Raw genomic sequence first — 22,744 nt, forward strand, 5'->3', positions numbered from 1 at the left:
GACCATGCTGCTCATCCCCTGCCCGTGGTGCGGGCCCCGCGACGAGGCCGAGTTCCACCACGGCGGCCAGGCCCACGTCCCCTACCCCGAGGACCCCGCCGCCCTCACCGACGAGGAGTGGGCGCGCTATCTGTTCTTCCGCGACAACCCGAAGGGCCCCTTCGCCGAGCGCTGGACCCACTCGGCGGGCTGCCGCAGGTGGTTCAACGCGGTGCGAGACACGGCGACGAACGAGATCCTGACGGTGTACCGGGCGGGCGAGCCACGCCCCGCCGATCCGGCTCCGGTTCCGACTCCGGTTCCGGCCCGTCCGCCGTCCGAGGCCGGGACCGCTGAGGCCGAAGCGGCCCACGTGGAGGCAGCCCCGGGCCGGGCGGAACCGACAGCGCCCCTCCAGGACGCGACGGGCGGGGACGGAGGCGACGGAGGCGACGGAGGGGATAGAAGGGCCGGAGGGGACGGCTGGGACAGAGGGGCCGGAGGGGACGGCCGGGACAGAGGGGCCGGAGGGGACTGCGGGGGCGGCCAGCCGTTCCGCGCCCGCGTCGGCGGCCGGATCGACCGTGCCGCCCCCCTCACCTTCACCTTCGACGGCACCGAGTACCAGGGCTACCGCGGCGACACCCTCGCCTCCGCCCTCCTCGCCAACGGCGTCATCACCGCCGCGACCAGCATCGGACTCGGCCGCCCCCGCGGCATCTTCTCCGCCGGTGTCGAGGAACCCAACGCGGTCGTCCAGATCGACGCCCCCTTCCCCGAGCCCATGCTCCCCGCCACCGCCGTCGAGCTCTACGACGGCCTGGCCGCGAGCGGCCTCCCGGGCCAGGGCCGCCTCGCCACCGTCCCCGACCCCGCCCGCTACGACGCCGTGCACGCCCACTGCGACCTGCTGGTGGTCGGCGCGGGCCCGGCCGGTCTCGCCGCCGCGGCCGCCGCCGCGAGCAGCGGCGCCCGGGTGATCCTCGCCGACGACCAGCCTGAGCCCGGCGGCAGCCTGCTCGGCACCGGCGAGCACTTCGACTGGGTCACGGCGACCCGGGCCCGCCTCGAAGCCGCCCCCGAGGTCCGGTTCCTGCCCCGCACCACCGTCTTCGGCTACTACGACGACAACCACCTCCTCGCCGTCGAACGCCGCACCGACCACCTCGGCGCGGCAGCCCCCGAGAACGTCTCCAGGCAACGCGTCTGGCGGATCCGCGCCCGGCGCGTCGTCCTCGCCACCGGCGCCCACGAGCGCTCCCTCGCCTTCGGCGACAACGACCGCCCCGGCGTGATGCTGGCGGCCTCGGCGCGTACGTACCTGCACCGGTACGCCGTGCTCCCCGGCCGGCGGGCCGTCGTGTTCACCACCAACGACAGCGCCTACCCGGCCGCCCTCGACCTCGCCGCGGCCGGGGTCGCCGTCGCCGCGATCGTCGACACCCGGCCCGCACCGGGACCGTGGGCCGAGCGGGCCAGGGCCGCCGGGATCGAGGTGCTCCCCGGACACGCGGTCACCGGCACGGCGGGCGGCGACCGTCTCACCGCCGTGACCGTCGCCCCGTACGGAGACACCGAGTCCGAGGACGCCTCGCACGCAGAGGCCCCGCCCGAGGACACCCCGCACGGAGACACCCCGCGCGAAGGAGCCCTCGCGCAGCGGGAGTTCGCCGCCGATCTGCTCCTCGTCTCCGGTGGCTGGAACCCCGTGGCGCACCTGTACAGCCAGGCGGGCGGCAGGCTCCGCCACGACGGGGAACTCGGCGCGTTCGTACCCGACGGCTGCCGGCAGGCGGTGGCGGTCGCGGGCGCCGCGAACGGGGCGTACGACCTCGCCACGGCCCTCGCCCAGGGCGTGGCGGCCGGTGCCCGCGCGGTGGCGGCGGAGGGCTGCGCGGCCAGGACCCCCGAACTCCCCGCCGTGGCCCCACGGCCGTACACCCCGCCCATGCAGGTCTTCACCGTCCCCGGCACCGGCCCCAGGTTCGTCGACCTCCAGCGCGACGTCACGGTCGAGGACCTCGCCCGGGCGACCGGCGCGGGCCTGCGCTCGGTCGAGCACACCAAGCGCTACACCACGGCAGGCACCGCCAACGACCAGGGCAAGACCGGCGGCGTGCTGTCGAGCGGCGTCGTCGCCGAACTCCTCGGCGTGGACGTCTCGGCGCTCGGTCTGCCCACCTTCCGGCCGCCGTACACGCCCGTCTCCTTCGCCGCCCTGGCCGGCCGCGGCCGCGGCGCGCTGCTCGACCCGGTCCGCACCACCGCCCTGCACGGCCTGCACCAGGCGCACGGCGCGCTGTTCGAGAACGTCGGCCAGTGGAAGCGGCCCTGGTACTACCCGCGCGACGGCGAGGACATGGAGACCGCGGTGCTGCGCGAGTGCCGGGCCGCGCGCGAGGGCGTCGCCCTCATGGACGCCTCCACGCTCGGCAAGATCGACGTTCAGGGCCCCGACGCCGCGCTCTTCCTCGACCGGCTCTACACGAACACGATGAGCACCCTGAGGGTCGGCATGATCCGCTACGGCGTGATGTGCCGCCTGGACGGGATGGTGTTCGACGACGGCACGGCCATCCGGCTCGCCCCCGACCGGTTCCTGGTCACCACCACGACCGGCAACGCGGCGGCCGTCCTGGACTGGATGGAGGAGTGGCTCCAGACCGAGTGGCCCGAACTGCGGGTGCGCTGCACCTCGGTCACCGAGCACTGGGCCACGGTCGCCCTGGTCGGCCCCCGGTCCCGCGCCGTCCTCGGCGCGCTCGCGCCCGAACTCGCCGTCGCCGACGCCGACTTCCCGTTCATGGCCTGGCGGGAGACGGCCGTCGCCGGCATCGAGGCACGGGTGTGCCGGATCAGCTTCTCCGGCGAACTCGCCTACGAGATCAACGTGTCGCCGTGGGAGGCCGTCGCACTCTGGGAGGCGCTGTACGAGGCGGGCGCGCCGTACGGCATCACGCCGTACGGGACCGAGGCGATGCACGTGCTGCGGGCGGAGAAGGGCTACCCGATCGTCGGCCAGGACACCGACGGCACGGCCACCCCGCAGGACCTCGGCATGGGCTGGGCGGTGTCGAGGAAGAAGCCCGACTTCATCGGCAAGCGCTCCCACACCCGCGCCGACACCGTCCGCCCCGACCGCAAGCAGTTGGTCGCCCTGCTCACGGACGATCCCGCGGCCGTTCTCCCGGAGGGCACCCACCTGGTGGCCGACGGCGAACTGTCCGCCCCGCCCGTGCCGATGCTCGGCCATGTCACGTCCAGCTACCGCAGCGCGGCGCTCGGCCGCACCTTCGCGCTCGCGCTGGTCAAGGGCGGCCGGCAGCGCATCGGGGACCGCCTCTACGCGCCCGTCGGCGAGCGGCTGCTGCCGGTGACCGTCGCGAGCCCCGTCCTCTACGACCCCGAGGGAGCCCGCCGCGATGGCTGACACCGCCCCGACCGCCCGGCAGCGCAGCCCCCTGGCCGCCGCGGCCCACCGCCTGGCCGCCGCGACCCGTTCCTCCGGGGGCGCGCTCCGGCTGGCCGAACTCCCCTTCCTGGCCCAGGTGAACGTCCGCCTCGACGCCAAGGGCCCGGCGGCCGACGCCGTCGCCCTGGCCCTGGGGCTCCCCCTGCCCCTGGAACCCGGCACCGCCGTGCACGCGGGGGAGGTGACCGTTCTCTGGCTGGGGCCCGACGAGTGGCTGGTGGTGGGCCGGCCCGGCACCGAGCGGGACCTGGAGAGCCGAATCCGCGCGGCGGCGGACGGCGAACCGGTCGCGGTCACCGATGTCTCCGCCCAGCGCACCACCCTGCTGGTCGGCGGCCCCCGCGCCCGCGACCTGCTGGCCCACGGCTGCTCGCTGGACCTCCACCCGCGCGTCTTCGGCCCCGGCCGCTGCGCGCAGACCATGCTGGCCCGCGCCCAGGTCGTACTGGTCACACGCGCCGGGGACGAGGGAGGGGCCGCGGAAGGGGCCGCGGAAGGAGCCGAGGAAGGAGCCGAGGAAGGAGCCGCGGAAGGAGCCGCGGAAGGGGACACGGGAGGGGCCGGGCGCGCGGACGGGCCCGGGGACGAGGCCAGGCCCGGGCCCGCGGACGGTTTCTGGGTCCTGGTGCGTTCCTCCTTCGCCGGCTACCTGGTGGACTGGCTCCTGGACGCGGCCGTGGAATACACGTGAGGAAGCCCGGCCCCCGCCGGTGCGGCCCGGTCCGTCAGCGGGAGGGCTAGACGACGGCGCCGGGCCGCCGCGCGAGATGCTCCAGATGAGCCGTGCGGGCCGCGCTCGTCTGCCCCTGCACCAGGAGGAAGAGCGCCTCCCGGGCGAGGCGCTGGGCGCGGTGGGTGACCAGCATCGTCCGGCCGCCTCCCGTCACCACGGCCGCCTCCGTCGCCGTACGCAGCAGCGCGAACGCCTCCGCCCGCACCGCCAGCCGCTCCTCGGCGCGCTCGTGCGGCACCGGATGGTCGGCGAGTGCGTAGGCGCGGCGGCGCACCTCGTCGAGACGCGCCCGCAGCGGCTGCGCGTACCCCTCCTCGACCAGCGCCAGCGCCGCCCGCGCGATCCCGAAGACCGCGGGGTTCGCGTTGAGCGTCCTCGGGTGGTCCGACGCCGCCCAGTCCGCGTGCGGCAGCCGCAGCGCGACCGCCTCCTCCGGGACCCTTAGGCCGTCCAGGTCCAGCGACACCGTCCGGGACGCGGTGAGCGCCGCCAGCCGCATCGGCTCCGACGGGCGCAGACCCGGCCGTTCCCGTGCCTCGACGAACGCGAACAGGGCCTCGCCGGCCCCGGTCACCCCGGCCAGCAGCATCACGTCGTTCAGGCCCCAGCCCGTGTACCAGGGCACGGTGCCGTCGAACCGCCAGCCGTCCCCCTCGCGCCGGACCCGCACGGGGGTACGGGGGTAGGACCGCAGATGCGCGTACGCCACCCCCGAGAGCAGCTCGCCGCGTGCCAGCGGGCCCAACAGGCGCTCCCGCACCGGCAGTCCGGTCCCGGCCAGGGTCTGCACGGGGGTGTGGTGCTGCGTCTGCACGAACCACGTCGAGCAGCAGGCCCCGGCCAGGATCTCCGCCGTCTCCCGCAGGACCGCCGCCGGCGCCGCCGAGCCGCCGTACTCCTGCGGCGCGTTCACCCCGAGCAGGCCCGAGCGCTTGACCGCCTCGATGTGGCTCGCGGGGACGCCCTCCTGGTCGACGCGCTCGGCGGCGGGGGAGAGGAGGTCGTCGGCGAGGGCCCGGGCGCGGGCGACGAGCGGGTGTGCGGTGACGGTCATGGAGAGGATTCTTCCGGCTTCCCGGCGCGCACCCGTCGGCCGACCGGGTGTGATCTTTGTCAAGCACGGCGGTTTCCTGGTGCGCGGAATTTACTTCGGCCCATGAATGGTTGCAATGTACATCTGAGTACATTCGACCGTCCGAGACCGCGGCCGGGCCGCCGGGCCCGTGCGCACCACCAGCGAGGCATCCGTGAACCAGTCCACCCCCGAGCAGCCCGCCGACGTAGTGGCCCGGCTGCGCGCCACGTTCCGCACCGGCCGCACCAAGCCCGTCGAGTGGCGCACCGGCCAGCTGCGCCGGCTGCGCGCCATGCTCACGGAACGCGGCGACGAGCTCGCCGCCGCCCTCCACGCGGACCTGGGCAAGAGCAGCGGCGAGGCCTACCGCACGGAGATCGACTTCACCATCCGGGAGATCGACCACACCCTCGACCACCTGGACGAGTGGCTGCGCCCCGAGTCCGCACCGGTCCCGCGCCACCTCGGGGCCGACGCGACGGCCTGGACCCAGTACGACCCGCTCGGTGTCGTCCTCGTCATCGCCCCGTGGAACTACCCGGCCCAACTGCTGCTCGCCCCGGTGGTCGGCGCCCTCGCCGCGGGCAACGCGGTCCTCGCCAAGCCCAGCGAGCTGGCCCCGGCCACCTCGGCGGCGCTGGCCCGGCTGATCCCCGCCTATCTCGACACCGAGGCGGTGGCCGTCGTCGAGGGCGGCGTCCCGGAGACCACGGCCCTGCTCGCCGAGCGCTTCGACCACATCTTCTACACCGGCAACGGCACCGTCGGCCGCATCGTGATGCGCGCCGCCGCCGAGCACCTCACCCCGGTCGCCCTCGAACTCGGCGGCAAGTCACCGGTGTTCGTCGACCGCGACACCGACCTCGCCGTGGTCGCGGACCGGCTGGCCCGCGGCAAGTTCCTCAACGCCGGACAGACCTGTGTCGCCCCCGACTACGTCCTGACCGACCCCGGCACGGCCGCCGCCCTGGAGTCCGCTCTGGTCAAGGCCGTCCAGGCGCTGTACGGCGCCGAGCCCAAGGAGTCCGGCGAGTACGGCCGGATCGTCAACGAGCGCCACTTCGACCGGCTCAGCGGCCTGCTCGGCTCGGGCCGGGTGGTGGTCGGCGGCGACACCGACCGCGCCGTCAAGTACATCGCGCCCACCGTGCTCGCCGACGTCGACCCCGGCTCCCCGGTGATGCGGGAGGAGATCTTCGGCCCCATCCTGCCCATCGTCACCGTCGCGGACCTCGACGCGGCGATCGGGTTCATCAACGACCGCGACAAGCCGCTCGCGCTCTACGTCTTCAGCGAGTCCGCGGAGACCCGGGACCGGATCGCCGCCGAGACCTCCTCCGGCGGCCTCGGCCACGGCCTCCCGCTCGCCCATCTCACCGTCTCCGACCTGCCGTTCGGCGGGGTGGGCGAGAGCGGCACGGGCAGCTACCACGGCCGCTACTCCATCGAGACGTTCAGCCACCGCAAGGCGGTCCTCGCCAAGCCGCTCGGCTGACGGGAACGCGGCCCCTGCTGCGGGGCCCTGTGCCAGACTCCGTCGATGACCTCCGAAACGATCACCGCGGACGCCTCCGGCACCTGGAGACTCGGCGACCTGCCCGTCCACCGCCTCGGTTTCGGCGCGATGCGGCTGACGGGCAGCGTCCCCTTCCGGCACGGCTCACCGAGCGACCGCGGCCGCTCGATCGCCGTGCTGCGCAGGGCCGTCGACCTCGGTGTGAACCACATCGACACGGCGGCCTTCTACTTCTCCGACCTGCGGTCCGCCAACGAACTGATCAACACCGCCCTCTCCCCGTACCCCGACGACCTGGTGATCGTCACCAAGGTCGGCCCGCACCGGGACTACTCGGGCGAGTGGGCCACCGCCGCGCGCCCCGACCAGCTGCGCGGACAGGTCGAGGAGAACCTGCGCCAGCTCGGCCGCGACCACCTGGACGTCGTGAACCTCCGCCGGATGCGCCAGGACTCGATCGCCGAGCACTTCGGCGCCCTCGCCGAACTGCGCGAGGCCGGACTGGTCCGGCACCTCGGCGTCTCCGACGTGGAACCGCGCCACCTCGACGAGGCCCTCGCCATCGCCCCCGTGGTCTGCGTGCAGAACCGCTGGGGGCTCGACACACCCGACCCCGCCACGGACGAACTGGTCCGCCTCTGCGGCGCGCGCGGCATCGCCTTCGTCCCCTTCTTCGCCGTCGCGGGCCAGGCCGGGGGAGGGGGCACGCCCCAGGCTCCCGACGACGAGATCCTCGCCGTCGCCCGCGCGCACGGCGCCGCTCCCGCCCAGATCCGCCTCGCCTGGACCCTCCACCAGGGCCCGCACGTCCTGGCCATCCCCGGCACCGGCGACCCCGACCACCTCACCGAGAACGTGGCCGCGGGCGCCCTCCGCCTCACCGACGCCGAACTGACCCGCCTGGACACGCTGCACCACAGGCCCGCCTGAGGACCGCGCCGGGGGCGCCGGGCGCCGGGCGGCGCGGGAACCACGCGCCGTGGCCGGTGCGGGTCAGCCCCTCCAGCCGCCTTCGCGCATGAGGTGCCGGCCGCATCTCCATGCCCGCGAACCCACCGGCCGGTCCCGGCCCGCGCCCCCGGCCCGCGCCTCGGCTCCCGCGCCCCAGGTCCGCGCCTCGGCTCCCGCGCCCCAGGTCCGCGCCTCGGCTCCCGCGCCCCAGGTCCGCGCCCCAGGTCCGCGCCCCAGGTCCGCGCCCCAGGTCCGCGCCTCGGCTCCCGCGCCTCGGCTCCCGCGCCTCGGCTCCCGCGCCTCGGGCCCGCGCCCCAGGTCCGCGGTCCCGCGCCCCGCCCCGGCGGTTCCGCTCCGTGCCGGAAAGCCCGCGCCCCGTCGCGGCCCCTCGCATAATGGGCGCACAGATGCTCGGTGGTCCTCGGCTGACTACACTGCCGTAGACGATCTGTCCGACCGCGGACGAAGACGGGGTGAGAGACCTTCCATGGCCGACTCGAAGGACGAACGCCGGCCGGCCGGTGAGCTGGAGGCGTCCGTCATGGCGGCGCTGTGGGCCGCCGGCGCACCCCAGACCCCCGGGCAGGTGCAGCGGAGCCTCGGTACGGACCTGGCCCGCACGACCGTGACGACGATCCTGACCCGGCTGCACGACAAGGGTGTGGTCGGCCGCCACCGCCAGGGCCGTGGGTACGCCTACTTCCCCGTCCAGGACGCCCAGGGCCTGACCGCGAAGCGGATGCACACCGAACTCGACCGCGACGCCGACCGGGAGACCGTGCTGGCCCGCTTCGTCGCCCAGCTCAGCCCCGACGACGAGCGCGTGCTGCGGGGCCTGCTCGAAGCCGACGAGCAGCCCGGTGGATCATGATCGCCCTGCTCGTCCTGCCCCTGCTGGTGCCGTTCGCCCTGCCGGCGCTCGCCCGGCGGGCCCTGGACCGGCTGGCGCCCGCGGCCGCGCTCTGGACCGTCACCGGCTCGGCCGTCGCCCTCGCGGCCTGCTCACTGGCGGCGCTCGGCGCGTTCGTCCTCACCGGTCTGCTCAAGGTGCCGTTCTTCGCGGCGCTGGGTGAACTGATCCGGCCGCTGCACATCGCCTCCGACCGCTTCGTGCTGCCGCTCGCGGCCGCCTCGGTCGGTGCCGTCGCCGTGGGCACCTGGAGCTTCGGGCGGTCGGTGCTCCGGCAGGCCCGCGCCTTCCACGCGGCCCGCACGGAGGCCGGCCGGCGGCCCGCTGCGGGCGACCTGTGCGTGGTCGACTCCCCGAGTCCCGACGCGTACGCGCTGCCCGGCCGGCCGCACCGGATCGTGGTCACCACGGGGATGCTGCGCAGCCTCGACGGAGCCGAACGCGAGGCGCTGTTCGCCCATGAGCGGGCGCACAACGCGGGCGGCCACCACTACTTCCTCGCCGCGGCCGAACTCGCGGCGCACTGCCATCCGGCGCTGCGGCGGGTGAGGGACGTCATCCGGCTGGCCGTGGAGCGGGTGGCCGACGAGGCGGCGGCGCGTGCGGTGGGGGACCGGCGGCTGACCGCCCGTGCGATCGCACGGGCCGCGCTGGCGGGCCAGGGCGGGGGCCTGCGACGGCCGGCGTTCGTACCCGGGGCAGCGTCGGGGCCCGTACCCCGGCGGGTCCAGGCGCTGCTGGCCGCACCCGACACGGCCCGGGGCCGGCGACGGGCCGGCGCCTGGACCGCGACCCTCCTGCTGACCTGCACGCTCCTGTCCTGCGCCGCATCGGCAACCGGCATGATCGACTTCCACCACCAGGTCGAGATCGCCCAGGGGGAAGCGGCGCGGTAGGCCGGGTTCGGTTCGGTGCGGTCCGGTGCGGTCCGGTGCGGTGCGGTGCGGTGCGGTGCGGTGCGGTGCGGTGCGGTGCGTGCTGGGCGGGGCGTGGTGCGTGGTCGGCGGTGGTGCGGTCCGTGGCGTGTGTGCGGGTGCGCTCCGGCTGGGCGCGCAGTCCCCGCGCCCCCTGTCTGGGCGCCGTCGTCGTGTCGGTCCTCGACATGACTGGCGTGCGGTACGTTTTACGTATAACCTCTCCCGCTAACCAGCCCCACCGAAAGGCCCCCATGGCCCCCACGCGACGCGTCGCCCTGGTCACCCTCGTCGTCGGCGACTACGACGAGGCGATCCGCCACTACACCGAGGACCTCGGGTTCCGGCTCGTCGAGGACGCGCCGCGGCCGGACGGGTCGCGGTGGGTCGTCGTGGAGCCGGGGGCGGAGGGTGCCGGTACCGGGCTGCTGCTCGCCCGCGCCAAGAACGAGGAGCAGCGGGCCCGCGTCGGCGACCAGACCGGCGGCCGGGTCGGGTTCTTCCTGCACACCGACGACTTCGCCCGCGACCACGCCCGGATGACCGCCGCCGGCGTGACCTTCCTGGAGGAGCCGCGGCACGAGCCGTACGGCACCGTCGCCGTCTTCCGGGACCTGTACGGCAACCGCTGGGACCTGCTCCGGCCCGCAGCCTGACCGATCGCCCCGAACCATCTGCCGAGGAAAGCTCCACCATGACCGCTACGCGCGTAGACGAAGCTGTGATCCGCCGCCTCCCCAAGGCCGTCCTGCACGACCACCTCGACGGCGGCCTGCGCCCCGCCACCCTTGTCGAGCTCGCGGCGGAGATCGGTCACACCCTGCCCGCCACCGACCCGGACGAGCTGGCCGCCTGGTACTTCGAGGCCGCCAACTCCGGTGACCTGGTGCGGTACATCGCCACCTTCGAGCACACCCTCGCCGTCATGCAGACCAGGGAGGGGCTGCGGCGCGTCGCCGAGGAGTACGTCCTCGACCTCGCGGCCGACGGTGTCGTCTACGGCGAGGTGCGCTACGCGCCGGAGCTGAACGTGAAGGGCGGGCTGTCGCTCGACGAGGTCGTGGAGAGCGTGCAGGAGGGCCTCGCCGCCGGTATGGCGAAGGCCGCCGCAGCGGGCACCCCCGTCCGCGTCGGCACCCTGCTCTGCGGCATGCGGATGTTCGACCGGGTCGGGGAGGCGGCCGGGCTGGCCGTCACCCACCGGGACGCCGGTGTCGTCGGCTTCGACATCGCCGGCGCCGAGGACGGCTTCCCGGCTGCCGACCACCTCGCCGCCTTCGAGCACCTGCGCCGCGAGAGCGTGCCGTTCACCATCCACGCCGGTGAGGCCTACGGCCTGCCCAGCATCCACCAGGCGCTCCAGGTCTGCGGCGCCCAGCGCATCGGGCACGGCGTCCGCATCACCGAGGACATCGTCGACGGCAAGCTCGGCCGGCTCGCCGGCTGGGTGCGCGACCGTCGGATCGCCCTGGAGATGTGCCCCACCTCCAACCTCCAGACCGGCTGCGCCACCTCCATCGCCGAGCACCCGATCACCGCGCTGAAGGACCTGGGCTTCCGGGTCACCCTCAACACCGACAACCGGCTGGTCTCCGGTACGACGATGACCCGTGAGATGTCCCTGCTGGTCGAGGAGGCCGGCTGGACCGTCGAGGACCTGCGCACGGTCACGGTGAACGCCCTGAAGAGCGCGTTCATCCCGTTCGACGAGCGCAGGGCCCTCATCGAGGACGTCGTCCTGCCGGGCTACGCCGCCGCGCTCTGAAGCAGCCCCCGCAGCAGGGCCGCCTGTCCGACGTGCTGGAGATCGTCGGACAGGACGCTCACCAGCCGCACGCCCAGGGTGACCGGCGGATCCCAGCGGGTGTCCACGATCCGTTCGAGATCCTTGGCGGGCAGCTCGCGCAGCACGCCCAGGGTCTGCTCGTGCACCGCGTCGTGGTAGCCGGTCAGCAGGTCACCGGAGTCCACCGTGACCTTGGCGACCTGCGCCGGGGTGTGGCCGTACCCGTGGTCACGCGGCGGCAGGTCCAGGCCGAAGCGCTTCTCCCAGCCCTGGGCAAGCCACACCTGGTCCAGGCCGAAGGCGTCGGCGACGTGGTCGTCCTGGATCCGGGTGAGGTGCCAGACCAGCCAGGTGACGGAGTTGGCGTCCGGGGCCGGGCGCCGGTTGAGCAGGTCGGGGGCGAGGCCGTCGAGGGCCGCGTGGACTTCTTCCCGGATGCGGCCGAAGCCGTCGATGAGGATGTCCCTTGCATGCATACGACCACGATCGCTCATCGCCGCTCCTCATGCGCCCGGAATCCACCGGAATCCAGCTTCCGCGAAAGCCCGGTGGCACCCGACCGGACAGCCGGGTCCGACGGAAGAGTCTCTTTGTCGTCCTCCTCCCGGACGGGCGCCCGGGGCACGAACAACCGCCACGCCCGCCGCGGCACGGTGTCCGTCGGCGCGCGCGCCGCGCGGTACCGTCCGTCACGACGGGGCAGGCCGGGGTCAGGAGGGGCGGGATCCGTCCGGGGGCGTCGCCGGGTCCTCTGATGCGAGGAGGGCCATCAGGGCCCGGGCCGCCGGGCTGGTGGCCGTCTCGGGCGGCAGCAGCGCGACCGTCTCGTACGCGGCCTCGTCCGCGCCCTTGAGGACGAGCGCGGTGAGCGAGGGCCGCTTGTGCCGGAAGTGGCGCGGTACGACGGCGATGCCGAGGTTCTCGTCCACCAGGTCGAGCAGGCTGTGCACGTCGTTGACCTCCAGCGCGACCGTGCGCCGCACCCCCGCCGAGGCGAAGGCGGCGTCGGTCGAACGGCGCGGGCCCCAGTCCGGGTGGAAGTCGACGAACACCTCCCCGTCGAGGTCCTCGGGCGTCACCGCCGCACCGCCCGCGGCGAGGCGGTGGCTGGGATGGCACAGCACGGTCATCGGCTCGCCGGTCAGTGACACCGAGCGCAGCTGGTCGGTGTCGTCCTGGACGCGGTAGGCGAAGGCCAGGTCCAGCCGGCCCGCCGCCACCTCCTCGGCGAGAGGGCCCGAGCCCGCCTGGCGCAGCCGGATCTCCACGTCCGGGTGGCGGCGCCGGAAGGCGGCGAGGAGCCCCGCCACATGCACCCCGGCGATGCACTGCTCGGTGCCGAGCGCCAGCGTCCCGCGCAGCACGCCCTGCACCGCGGCCACCGCCTCGTGCGCCGAACGCACCTGGGCGAGGATCCGCTCCGCCTCGCCGAGCAGCGCCCGGCCCGCCTCGGTGAGGGTGACCCTGCGGGTCGTCCGCACGAAGAGCGGGGCCCGCAGCTCGCGCTCCAGGGCCCGGATGGAGGCGGACAGGCCCGACTGGGACACCAGCAGCCGTTCGGCGGCCCGGGTGAAGTGCTGGTCCTCGGCGACCGCGACGAAGTGCTGGAGGTGGCGCAATTCCATGATTGAGAAGCCTAGCCGCACAATTCCATCGGATTCTTCTGTTGGACCACTGCCCACGGCTCGGGAAAGAGTGGGATCGGTAGTTCGTGTGCCAACCCCTCTGGAGTCGCGTTGTACACCGCACACCCCGACCGCTACGCCGACATGCCGTACCGCCGCAGCGGCCGCAGCGGCCTGAAGCTTCCCGCGCTGTCGCTCGGCCTGTGGCACAACTTCGGGCCCGACCGGGCCGTGACGACCCAGCGCGCCATCCTGCGGCGCGCCTTCGACCTCGGCGTCACCCACTTCGACCTGGCCAACAACTACGGGCCGCCGCCCGGCGCGGCCGAGTCCGCGTTCGGCGAGGCGCTCCGGGCGGACTTCGCCGGGTACCGCGACGAGCTGGTCATCTCCACCAAGGCCGGTTATCTGATGTGGCCCGGCCCGTACGGCGAGTGGGGCTCGCGCAAGTACCTGCTGTCGTCCCTGGACCAGTCGCTGACGCGGATGGGCCTGGACTACGTCGACATCTTCTACTCGCACCGCCCGGACCCGGAGACTCCCCTGGAGGAGACGATGGGCGCCCTGCACTCCGCGGTCCAGCAGGGCAAGGCGCTCTACGTCGGCATCTCCAACTACTCGGCGGAGCAGACCCGCGAGGCCGCCCGGATCCTCGGTGAGCTGGGCACCCCGCTGCTGATCCACCAGCCGCGCTACTCGATGCTCGACCGGCGTCCCGAGACCGAGGGCCTCCTGGACGCGCTCGACGAGCTCCAGGTCGGCTCCATCGTCTTCTCCCCGCTGGAGCAGGGCCTGCTGACCGGCCGCTACCTGGACGGCATCCCCGAGGGCTCCCGGGCCGCGAGCGACAGCCCGTTCCTGAACTCGGACGCGGTCACCGCGGACCTGGTCGCCCAGCTGCGCGACCTGGACGAGGTCGCCAAGGGCCGCGGCCAGACCCTGGCGCAGCTCGCCCTGTCCTGGGTGCTGCGCGGCGGCCGGGTGACCTCCGCGCTGATCGGCGCGAGCAGCCCGCAGCAGGTCGAGGACTGCGTCGGCGCCATCGGCAACCTCGACTTCGACGCGGAGGAACTGAGCCGCATCGACGCGATCGTCAACCGCTGACGCGAGCGTCGGCCGCTGACGTGATCGGCCATCGCCGACGCGTCCGGCGGGGCGGACGCGTCAGTGCGCCCGCCCCGCCCCTTTGACGGCTCCCGGGCGTCGGCGCGCCCGGGAGCCCCGCGCCCCGTCGCCGTCCCCGCTTCTGGCTCCGTCCGGTACCCGGTCCAGGAAGCCCCGGACGTGCCGGATGCGGCCGTCCTCGCCGAGTGTGACCACGTCAAAACCGGCCACCGGGGCCTGGTCGTCGCTCCCGTCCACCGGCTCCCGGCCGAAGCGCGCGCTCTGGTGGTCGCCGTCGACTGGCCCGAGCGGACGGGACACGAGACCCGGGAACCGCTCGTGCGCGGCCGCGATCAGGGCCGTGATCCGCCCGTGGCCTGCGACGTCGGCCGGCGGGTCGGTGCGGGTGTCCTCCGGGGGCCGGGCCTCGGCGACGGCCGCGCCCGGCGCCCCGGGCTCCGCCGCGTTCCGGGCCTCGACGTAGCGGGCGGCGTCGGCCCGGTGACGGTCGGTGTTCACGGCCATGGCGAATCGGCCCCCCGTCGAGAGACGTCACCGCTGGTGGGAGAGCAGATCGCGGTCCACGGCGATCCTTCGGCACCACCATGCCCGGTACCGCGTGACGGGTCCACCACTGCGCGGCCAACGAAGGCCGGCCGGTACAGCGCGCGCATTTCGGCCAATTCGAAGGTCGAATATGCCAAGAGACTGGCCGGAAAGGCGTGGTGACAGTGTTTCGAAAGTGAACATACTCGAATGTCAGGAGCACTTCACCGCACAGGAGCCGCACGGAAACCCGGCCGCGACGGCACACCGGCGAGCTACGGGGGAGTGATCGTGCACGACGAATTCCTGTGCCATGTCACGGCGTACGGGGTGTGCGGCGGCCAGCGCATCGGCGTGCCGCTCGGCACCTACCGCGCGCCGACCCTGGCGCTGGCCCTGTGGTGGTTACGGGACCGGGCGACCTGGATCGCGGAGCGGCTCGACCCCTTACCCGAGAACCCCCGCTTCCCCCGGGGATCGCTCGTCCCGGTCGCGGACACCGTCTCCGACGTCCCCGGACTGCTCCGCGGCTGGTGCGCCGACGTGGTCCGCCAGGAACTCGTCGCCGACGAACTCGCCGGCGGACGGCTGGTGCGGATCGCCGTCCAGGACGACACCACCGAGTACGAACTGCTCGCCGAGTCCGTCGACGCCCTCCGTATGCAGCGCACCATCCCCGCACTCGTCGTCCCCGTCGCCTGACCCGCGACGGCCGCCGTCCCCTCGGCCACGGTCGGGCACACACATGGTCATATCGGTAGAATTCTGGCCATGGCGGAGCGGCACGTCGCCTCGACGGCGCCCGAACTCGTCCTGGAGACCGACACGGGCTCCACGGTGATGAGCCCGGGCCGCGACTACCACGTCGGGCGCGACCCGTTGAGCGACATCGTCATCGACGATGCCCGGGTCTCGTGGCACCACGCCGTGCTCCGGCCCGGGGACGGCCACTGGACACTGGCCGACGAGCACAGCACCAACGGCACCTACGCCGACGGCCGCCGCATCAGCGAGGGCGAGGTCGGACCCGGCACGGTGATCCGCTTCGGCAGCCCCGCCGACGGGCCCTCCGCGGTCCTGAGCGGCCGCCCCGCACCCGCCCCGGACCGCCCCTCGTCCGTCTCCATGCCCGCCCGGACCGGCACCTTCCGTTGCCCCTCCTCGGTACGGCCGCTACGGGCCCGCACCGTCCGCATCGGCCGCGCCCCCGACAACGACGTCGTCGTCGACGACCTGATCGTCTCCCGCCACCACGCCGAACTGCGCGCCCACCCCGACGGCAGCTACGAGATCGCCGACCTCGGCAGCCACAACGGCACCTACCTCAACGGCCGCACCGTCCTGCGCGCCCCGCTCGGCCGCCGCGACATCGTCGGCATCGGCCACTCGGCGTTCTGCCTGGTCGACGGCGAGCTCCAGGAGTACGTCGACACCGGCGAGGTCTCCCTCGACGTCCAGGACCTCACCGTCGCCGTCGACCGCGGCCGCAAGGTCCTGCTGGACCACGTCTCCTTCCCGGTCGGCCAGAAGTGCCTGCTCGCGGTGGTCGGGCCGAGCGGCGCCGGCAAGTCCACGCTGCTCGGCGCCCTCACCGGGCAGCGCCCCGCCGAGCACGGCACGGTCCTCTACGACGGCCGCGACCTGTACCGCGACTACGCCGAACTGCGCCAGCGCATCGGCCTGGTCCCGCAGGACGACATCCTGCACGTCCAGCTGACCGTGCGCAGCGCCCTCACCTACGCCGCCGAACTGCGCTTCCCCGAGGACACCGCCAAGGCCGAACGCCGGCAGCGGGTCGAGGAGGTCATCCGGGAACTGGGCCTCGAACAGCGCGCCGGGCAATCCGTGCACAGCCTCTCCGGCGGGCAGCGCAAGCGGGTCAGCGTGGCCCTGGAACTGCTGACGAAACCGTCCCTGCTGTTCCTCGACGAACCGACCTCGGGTCTGGACCCCGGCATGGACCGCTCGGTGATGAACATGCTGCGCGGCCTCGCCGACGACGGCCGTACCGTCATCGTCGTCACCCACAGCGTGCTCAGCCTCGACGTCTGCGACCGGCTCCTGGTGCTGGCGCCGGGCGGCCGGACCGCCTACTTCGGGCCGCCCGGCGACGCCCTCGGCTTCTTCCGGTTCGACGAGTGGCCCGAGGCCTTCGAGGCGTTCGAGCGGGACACCGGACGGGACTGGGCGGGGGAGTACCGCGCCTCGTCGTACCACCGCAAGTACATCGTGAACTCCAGCGCGCAGCCCGTGCTGCCGCGCGGCGGCCCGGTCGCCCCGGCCCCGCCGCCGCCCCGGCCGCGCAGCTGGGGCGCCCAGTTCTCGACACTGGTGCGCCGCTACACGGCCGCGCTCGCCGCCGACCGCACCTTCCTCGCCATCATGATCGGGCTGCCGTTCGTGATGGGCGCGATGGCCCGCGCCGTCGCCGGCGGCAGGCTCACCTTCGACACCGCCACCAACGCCCTGCTCACCCTCTGCGTGGGCGGGGTGCTGACCGGCGCGGCCAACGCCGTGCGCGAACTGGTCAAGGAACGCGTCATCTACCAGCGCGAGAGAGCCGTCGGCCTGCCCAGATCGGCGTACGTCATGTCGAAGGTCGTCGTCCTCGGGACCGTCACCGTGCTCCAGGCGATCGTCCTCACCCTCGTCGGCCTGGCCGGCGTCGATCTCAACGCGCCCGGCGGGAACGGCGTGCTCATGCCGCCCCTGCTGGAGATCACCGTCGCCGTGGCCGTGCTCTCCTTCACCGCGATGATGCTCGGCCTGCTGATCTCCGCACTGGTCCGCAAGGAGGAGGTGACGATGCCGCTGCTGGTGCTGCTCACCGTCGTCCAGGTCGTCTTCTGCGGGACCCTGCTGAAGCTCGACGGCGTGCCAGGCCTGGAGCAACTGGCCTGGCTGGTGCCCTCCCGGTGGGCGCTCGGCGCCATGGCCGGCACCGTCGAACTGCACCGGATCGTGCCCGGCACCATCACCGCCGACCCGATGTTCCGGCACTCGGCGGGCGTGTGGCTGCGCAACATGCTCATGCTGCTGGTGCTGGCGGCCGCCTTCGGCCTGGTGCTCTCCCGGCTGCTGCGCCGGCACGAACCCGCCGTCATGCGGAAGTAGCCGCGGAAGGAGCGGACACGATGACGACCACGCCAGGATTCCGCCCCACCCATGTCGTCCCGCCCGACGGCATGCCCGCCTGGGAGGCGCCCGACCCGGCCCGGCCCACCGTGCCCCTCGACCCGCTGCTGCCGGTACGGCTGGTGGAGCGGCGCGGCGACTGGGCCCACATCGGCTGCGCCAACGGCTGGGCGGCCTGGGTCGACGGCCGCTACCTCGTCGCCGTACCCCAGGACCCGCCCGTCACCGGCGGCCCCGCAGGCGAGGCGGGCGATCCGCGCCCGCTGCTCGCGCGTGCCGAACGGGCCCTGGCCGACTACCGCGCCGCCGTCGAGGAACTCGCCGGCGGCGGCCTCGACGGGGAGTCGTTCCGGGGCCGTACGCACGGGCTGCGCGTCGGAGTGGTGGTCGACGGAGAGTCCGTGTGGGTGTACGACGCGGCCGACGGACGCTGGCTCTACGGCGACGGACGGCGGCTGTCCACCTACGTCACCGACCGGGCGCACCCGGGCGCGGACAGCCCCGGTCACGATCCGACCCGGGTGGTCACCCCGAACGGCGAGCGCTGATGACGAACGGCGGCACGGACCGGCTCGCCGGGCCCGCGGGCACCCGGATCGCGGGCTACCGGATCGAGAGCCGGATCGGCCGGGGCGGCATGGCCGTCGTCTACCGGGCCCGCGACCTGCGCCTGGACCGCACGGTCGCGCTGAAACTGCTCACCCCCGAGCTGGCCCGCGACGACACCTTCCGGCAGCGCTTCACCCACGAGTCCAGGGCGGCCGCCGCCATCGACCACCCGCACATCGTGCCGGTCTTCGAGGCCGGCGAGGCGGACGGCGTCCTGTATATCGCCATGCGCTACGTCGACGGCCTCGACCTGCGCCACCTCCTGGACCGGGAGGGGCCGCTGGCCCTTTCCGCGGCGGTCCGGATCGCCGCCCAGGTGGCCTCCGCGCTGGACGCCGCCCACGACCACGGCCTGGTCCACCGGGACGTCAAACCCGGCAACATCCTGGTCGCCCGCGGTACCGACAGCGACCACCCCGAGCACGTCTACCTGACCGACTTCGGCCTCACCAAGAAGTCCCTGTCCCTGACCGGCTTCACCTCCGTCGGCCAGTTCGTCGGCACCCTCGACTACGTGGCCCCGGAGCAGATCGCCGGCCGCCCGGTCGACGGCCGCTGCGACCAGTACGGGCTCGCCTGCGTCGTCCACGAGACCCTGACGGGCCGTCCGCCGTTCGTCCGCGAGGACGACATGGCCGTGCTGTGGGCCCACCAGTACGACGAGCCGCCCGCCCCCAGCGCGGCCCGCGCGGAGCTGACCGCGGCCGTCGACGCGGTCTTCGCCAAGGCCCTCGCCAAGAACCCCGACGACCGCTACGACACCTGCCTCGCCTTCGTCGGCGCCCTGCGCGCGGCCGCGGCGGGCCACGCACGGCGGGTCACCCGCCCGCCGCCCTGGGCGCGGCCCGTCTTCCGGTAGGCGGCCCGTCTTCCGGTAGGCGGCGCGCGCCGTCCGACGTCAGGTCTCCACCTCGCCCCGCCGGTGCACCGGGCGCGCGAGCAGCGCGCCCAGGAAACCGGCGGCCAGTCCCCACAGCACGCCCAGGCCGAGCGCCGGCCACAGCTCGGGCCGCAGGAGCAGCTCGCCCGACAGGTTGCCGCCCAGGTCGCCGATGCCGAGCAGGGAGAGGCCGTAGTGGGCGCAGACCCGGCCGGTCAGACAGAGCGTCAGCACCGTCAGCGCGAGCGCGACGGCCAGGTGCACGGCGTGCCGCCAGGGGCGGATCCTGGCCGGGGAGCGTGCCGCCGTCAGGACCGCGGCCGCCGACAGCAGCACCGCGTCCACCACGACCAGCCACCACCAGCGGCCGTCGTGGGCGGCGAGGGCGCGCAGGTCGAGCGTGGACACGTCCGGGGTGCGCAGGATCTCGGCCAGCACATGCGGCAGGGGCAGGCCGAAGGGACCGTCGACGCGCCCCTTCCAGGTGACCCCGAGACCGAGCGTGAGGGCCAGCCAGGCCACGTTGGGCAGCCCGAGCAGGATCACCGCGAGGGTCTCCCTGGCATGCCCGCGGGTCACCATCGCCACCAGGGCGGCGAGCAAGGCGAGCACTACGTACGCCAGCACGAACGCGACCATCGCGTACGCCGCCGGGCGCACCGACGTCCCGAAGCGCAGCAGCCGTCCCGGCAGCGGGGCACCGGGCGACACCAGGAGCGCGAGCAGCAGGATCCCGGCCAGCCACAGCAGTCCGAACAGCAGTGTGAGCGGCACGTCCGTGGTGAACCCCGCCCGCGGCGCGGCGTCCAGCAGGCCGGTGAGGTCACTGAGCGTGCCGTCGCCCAGGTCCACGGCGAAGGTGTGCCGGGCCCCGAGGGCCGACCCGGTCAGCGCGAGCAGCCACAGCACCGCGATCCGCGCCGCCCACCCCGCCAGTTCCCCGGTCCCGGCCACCGCCCGGTGCCGCAGCGGCCGCAGGAAGCCCCCGCCGGCCAGCAGCGCCCCCACCAGGGTCACCGACAGCGGTACGACGGTGAGCCCGGCGTTCGTCCGGGCCAGTTCGCCCGCGTTCCCCGACAGCTCGACGCTGCCGCCCACGGCCGTCACCACCGTCGCGAGGACCACCGGGACGAAGGCGTCCTCCGGCAGGTCCGTCGCGCCCGCCGCCCACAGGCCCGCCGCGGCCACCACGACCATGCCCAGCAGCGCGGCCAGCACCACGGCCAGCGCCTGCGGCCAGCCGTGCCGGGCCACGGAGCGGCCGGCCGGCGCGCTCACGGGCCGCTCGGCGCGGTCATGGCCTGCTCGGCGGCGGCTCGGCGGCGATCGGTGGGCTCACGCTGTCACGCTAGGCAACCCCCGCGAGGCCCGCTCGCCGGGTGGGCCGTCCGCGTCGGCTTGCGGACGGTACGGGACCGGCGCACATTGGGCTCGTTGTACATCAAATGAGGCATTTTTCATGAATGCCGTTTAGTTCAACGGGGAGATGAGCGCGTGAGCGTCGAACCGCCGTCATCCGGCCGCCCCACAGGACCTCCCTCCGGCCCGCTGTCGGGGCCCTCCCAGCCGCCCGCAGGCCCGCCCTCCCAGCCGCCCGGCGGCGGAGGCGGCGGGGGCGGCGACGACGGAGGCCCGCACCGGCCGTGGTGGCGCTCCACGCCCCGGATCGCGATGCTCACCACCGCGGTGGTCGTCGCCGCCGTCCTGGTCGTGGTCCTCACCCGTACGGGCGAGGACTCGGGCAAGCGCGGCGAGGTCTTCCTCCAGGCCGCGAACAGCACCGGCCAGGACCCGTTCACCGCGTCCAGCGCCAAGGACAGCTCCGCCGCCCCGGTCTCCCCGGCCCCGGCCGCGTCCGCGGCACCGGCCAACCAGGTGCGCGGGGTCGACGGCGGCGCGCCCGGTCTCTACACCGGGACGAAGAACAGCCCCAGCTGCGACGTGGAGCAGCAGGTCGGGTACTTCCGGGCCGACCCGGCCCGGAACAGGGCGTTCGCCGCACAGGTCGGCGTCCAGCCCTCCGGTGTCCCCGCCTACCTGCGCTCCCTCACTCCCGTACAGCTGCGCGCGGACACCCGGGTCACCGCCCACGGCTACCGCGACGGCGCCACGACCAGCTACCAGTCCGTCCTCCAGACGGGCACCGCCGTCCTGGTCGACGGACACGGGGTGCCCCGGGTGCGCTGCGCCTGCGGCAACCCGCTGGCCGCGCCGGTGGCGCAGCAGAACACGCCCAGGACCACCGGCACGGCCTGGCCCGCGTACCACCCCTCGAACGTCGTGGTCGTCTCGCCCGCCGCGCAGATCGTCAACGTCTTCGTCATCTACGACCACGAGCACGACGACTGGATCGGCCGGCACCGGGGCGACCACAACGGGCAGCACGACCGCCCGGCGAAGCCCCCGGCCAACCCGTACCCCATGAACCCGCCGGCCCAGCAGGGCTGCCCGCCCTCGCCGGGCCGCACGCCCGCCCCCGGCGCCACGCCGTGCCCGTCCGGTTCGGCCGGGTCGTCCTCGCCGTCCGGCCCCGCCACCGGCTCGAAGTCCCCGCCGTCGAAGTCGCCCGCCTCGAACTCCCCGTCCTCCGGGCGGCCGTCCTCGAAGCCGCCCTCGTCGCAGTCGCCGTCCTCCGAGCCGCCCTCGTCCTCGTCGCGGTCCCCGAAGACGGAGCCGCCGAAGTCCCAATCGCCGAAGACGGAGCCCCCGAAGTCCGAGCCGCCCAAGTCGGAACCGGCGTCGCCGAAGTCCCCGGCGGCCCCGCCCTCCGGGCAGCCCGCGTCACCGGCCTCACCCGGCCCCGAGTCCTCGGCGGCCCCGGTGTCCTCGGCCGCCGAGCTGTCCTCGGCCCCCGAGGTTCCCGCGGTCCCGCCCGGCTCCGAGCCCGCGGGCCCCGGATCCCCGGCGGTGTGAGGCACGTGACGTGCTTGTGCGCGATCGGCGAACACGACCGGGGACTGCCGGACCGCACTCGGGGTACGAGCATGGTTGCAACAGCGACCGGCCGGACGGCCACCGAGAGAGACACGCATGACCGAAAACCTGGGCGGGGCAGTGATACCGACTGGCTTCGACGTACCCGTGGAGCCGCTGCGGCGGACGGCGCACTACACCGGGGAACCCGGCTGCATCGCGGAGGCGCGGGACTTCGCCGCCCGGTTCCTGGACCAGCTCAGGACCGAGTGGTGCGCCGCGATCGACCCGCGCGCCGACGGTGAACTGCTGCTGGTGGTGAGCGAACTGGTCACCAACGCCGACCGGCACAGCAACGGCCCGTACATCCTCGAACTGGAGGGCACCGACAGCGCGGTCCTGGTCTCCGTGTACGACAGCAGCGCCGCCCTGCCCCGGCGCTTCCCCCGGGACCCCGAGCGCGTCGGCCGGCACGGACTGGAGATCGTCCACGCGCTGGCCTTCGAGGTCACCGCCGAGCGGGTGCCGGTCGGCAAGCGGGTACGCGCGCTGATGCGCTTCCCGCAGTGAGCCGCAGTGAGCCGGTCGGCCGTCGC

The 22,744-nt window shown here is 74.3% G+C and carries 19 protein-coding genes and 1 pseudogene; 15 read left to right on the plus strand and 5 right to left on the minus strand.

Annotation, left to right across the window (positions count from 1 at the left end):
• The first annotated feature begins 4 nt into the window (after positions 1-4).
• Both ACZ619_RS23445 and ACZ619_RS23450 read left to right on the plus strand, forming a co-directional pair.
• The gene (locus ACZ619_RS23445) at positions 5-3,409 is read left to right on the plus strand and encodes a sarcosine oxidase subunit delta family protein (RefSeq protein ID WP_469602088.1); all 3,405 of its coding nucleotides are present in this window, start codon (positions 5-7) and stop codon (positions 3,407-3,409) included.
• Positions 3,402-4,142 carry a sarcosine oxidase subunit gamma gene (locus tag ACZ619_RS23450; protein WP_469602090.1) on the plus strand — a complete coding sequence of 247 codons (741 nt, stop codon included), beginning with the start codon at positions 3,402-3,404 and terminating at the stop codon, positions 4,140-4,142. The genes ACZ619_RS23445 and ACZ619_RS23450 overlap by 8 nt, the downstream gene beginning before the upstream one ends.
• A 46-nt stretch (positions 4,143-4,188) precedes the next feature.
• Here the strand turns inward: ACZ619_RS23450 and ACZ619_RS23455 are convergent, their stop codons facing one another.
• Positions 4,189-5,238: an acyl-CoA dehydrogenase family protein gene (locus ACZ619_RS23455; RefSeq protein ID WP_469602093.1), complete on the minus strand. Its 1,050-nt coding sequence runs from the start codon at positions 5,236-5,238 to the stop codon at positions 4,189-4,191.
• 169 nt (positions 5,239-5,407) lie between these two features.
• On the opposite strand from ACZ619_RS23455, the gene ACZ619_RS23460 reads away from it, so the two are divergent.
• From ACZ619_RS23460 to ACZ619_RS23485, 6 genes are all read left to right on the plus strand, one after another.
• A complete protein-coding gene (locus ACZ619_RS23460; RefSeq protein WP_469602095.1) occupies positions 5,408-6,754 on the plus strand; it encodes an aldehyde dehydrogenase family protein in 1,347 nt (448 codons plus the stop codon).
• Between the two features lie 45 nt (positions 6,755-6,799).
• A complete protein-coding gene (locus ACZ619_RS23465) occupies positions 6,800-7,705 on the plus strand; it encodes an oxidoreductase (protein ID WP_469602097.1) in 906 nt (301 codons plus the stop codon).
• Positions 7,706-8,213: 508 nt separating this feature from the next.
• The gene (locus tag ACZ619_RS23470; RefSeq protein WP_469602100.1) at positions 8,214-8,597 is read left to right on the plus strand and encodes a BlaI/MecI/CopY family transcriptional regulator; all 384 of its coding nucleotides are present in this window, start codon (positions 8,214-8,216) and stop codon (positions 8,595-8,597) included.
• Entirely contained in the window at positions 8,594-9,532 is a 939-nt protein-coding gene (locus ACZ619_RS23475; protein ID WP_469602103.1) for a M56 family metallopeptidase, read from the plus strand. Before ACZ619_RS23470 ends, ACZ619_RS23475 begins: the two co-directional genes overlap by 4 nt.
• A 272-nt stretch (positions 9,533-9,804) precedes the next feature.
• Complete coding sequence (locus tag ACZ619_RS23480; RefSeq protein ID WP_469602105.1) at positions 9,805-10,206, plus strand: VOC family protein; 402 nt, start codon at positions 9,805-9,807, stop codon at positions 10,204-10,206.
• 38 nt (positions 10,207-10,244) lie between these two features.
• A complete protein-coding gene (locus ACZ619_RS23485; RefSeq protein ID WP_469602108.1) occupies positions 10,245-11,315 on the plus strand; it encodes an adenosine deaminase in 1,071 nt (356 codons plus the stop codon).
• Here ACZ619_RS23485 and ACZ619_RS23490 read toward each other — a convergent pair.
• Entirely contained in the window at positions 11,297-11,812 is a 516-nt protein-coding gene (locus ACZ619_RS23490; protein WP_469602111.1) for a mycothiol transferase, read from the minus strand. The genes ACZ619_RS23485 and ACZ619_RS23490 overlap by 19 nt on opposite strands.
• A gap of 234 nt (positions 11,813-12,046) precedes the next feature.
• Positions 12,047-12,961, minus strand: coding sequence for a LysR family transcriptional regulator (locus tag ACZ619_RS23495; RefSeq protein ID WP_469602114.1), 915 nt, complete (start codon positions 12,959-12,961; stop codon positions 12,047-12,049).
• Positions 12,962-13,072: 111 nt separating this feature from the next.
• On the opposite strand from ACZ619_RS23495, the gene mgrA reads away from it, so the two are divergent.
• Positions 13,073-14,065: an L-glyceraldehyde 3-phosphate reductase gene (gene mgrA, locus ACZ619_RS23500; protein WP_469602117.1), complete on the plus strand. Its 993-nt coding sequence runs from the start codon at positions 13,073-13,075 to the stop codon at positions 14,063-14,065.
• A 60-nt stretch (positions 14,066-14,125) separates the two neighbouring features.
• Here the strand turns inward: mgrA and ACZ619_RS23505 are convergent, their stop codons facing one another.
• Positions 14,126-14,590 (minus strand): nuclear transport factor 2 family protein, encoded by a 465-nt coding sequence (locus tag ACZ619_RS23505; RefSeq protein WP_469602119.1) that lies wholly within the window; start codon positions 14,588-14,590, stop codon positions 14,126-14,128.
• Between the two features lie 312 nt (positions 14,591-14,902).
• Between ACZ619_RS23505 and ACZ619_RS23510 the strand changes: the two genes are divergently transcribed.
• From ACZ619_RS23510 to ACZ619_RS23525, 4 genes are all read left to right on the plus strand, one after another.
• Complete coding sequence (locus tag ACZ619_RS23510) at positions 14,903-15,313, plus strand: hypothetical protein (protein ID WP_469602121.1); 411 nt, start codon at positions 14,903-14,905, stop codon at positions 15,311-15,313.
• Between the two features lie 69 nt (positions 15,314-15,382).
• Positions 15,383-17,725: an ABC transporter ATP-binding protein/permease gene (locus tag ACZ619_RS23515; RefSeq protein WP_469602123.1), complete on the plus strand. Its 2,343-nt coding sequence runs from the start codon at positions 15,383-15,385 to the stop codon at positions 17,723-17,725.
• A 20-nt stretch (positions 17,726-17,745) separates the two neighbouring features.
• Entirely contained in the window at positions 17,746-18,294 is a 549-nt protein-coding gene (locus ACZ619_RS23520; RefSeq protein ID WP_469602126.1) for a hypothetical protein, read from the plus strand.
• Positions 18,294-19,214, plus strand: coding sequence for a serine/threonine-protein kinase (locus ACZ619_RS23525; protein WP_469602129.1), 921 nt, complete (start codon positions 18,294-18,296; stop codon positions 19,212-19,214). Before ACZ619_RS23520 ends, ACZ619_RS23525 begins: the two co-directional genes overlap by 1 nt.
• Before the next feature lie 39 nt (positions 19,215-19,253).
• Here the strand turns inward: ACZ619_RS23525 and ACZ619_RS23530 are convergent, their stop codons facing one another.
• The gene (locus ACZ619_RS23530; protein WP_469602132.1) at positions 19,254-20,513 is read right to left on the minus strand and encodes a streptophobe family protein; all 1,260 of its coding nucleotides are present in this window, start codon (positions 20,511-20,513) and stop codon (positions 19,254-19,256) included.
• Positions 20,514-20,729: 216 nt separating this feature from the next.
• Here ACZ619_RS23530 and ACZ619_RS23535 point away from each other — a divergent pair.
• Both ACZ619_RS23535 and ACZ619_RS23540 read left to right on the plus strand, forming a co-directional pair.
• Positions 20,730-21,935, plus strand: a pseudogene (locus ACZ619_RS23535) (DUF6777 domain-containing protein); the annotation flags it as partial.
• Positions 21,936-22,265: 330 nt separating this feature from the next.
• Entirely contained in the window at positions 22,266-22,718 is a 453-nt protein-coding gene (locus ACZ619_RS23540) for an ATP-binding protein (RefSeq protein ID WP_469602135.1), read from the plus strand.
• Positions 22,719-22,744: the final 26 nt, after the last annotated feature.

The sequence above is a fragment of the Streptomyces sp. NPDC104367 genome (assembly GCF_055583825.1).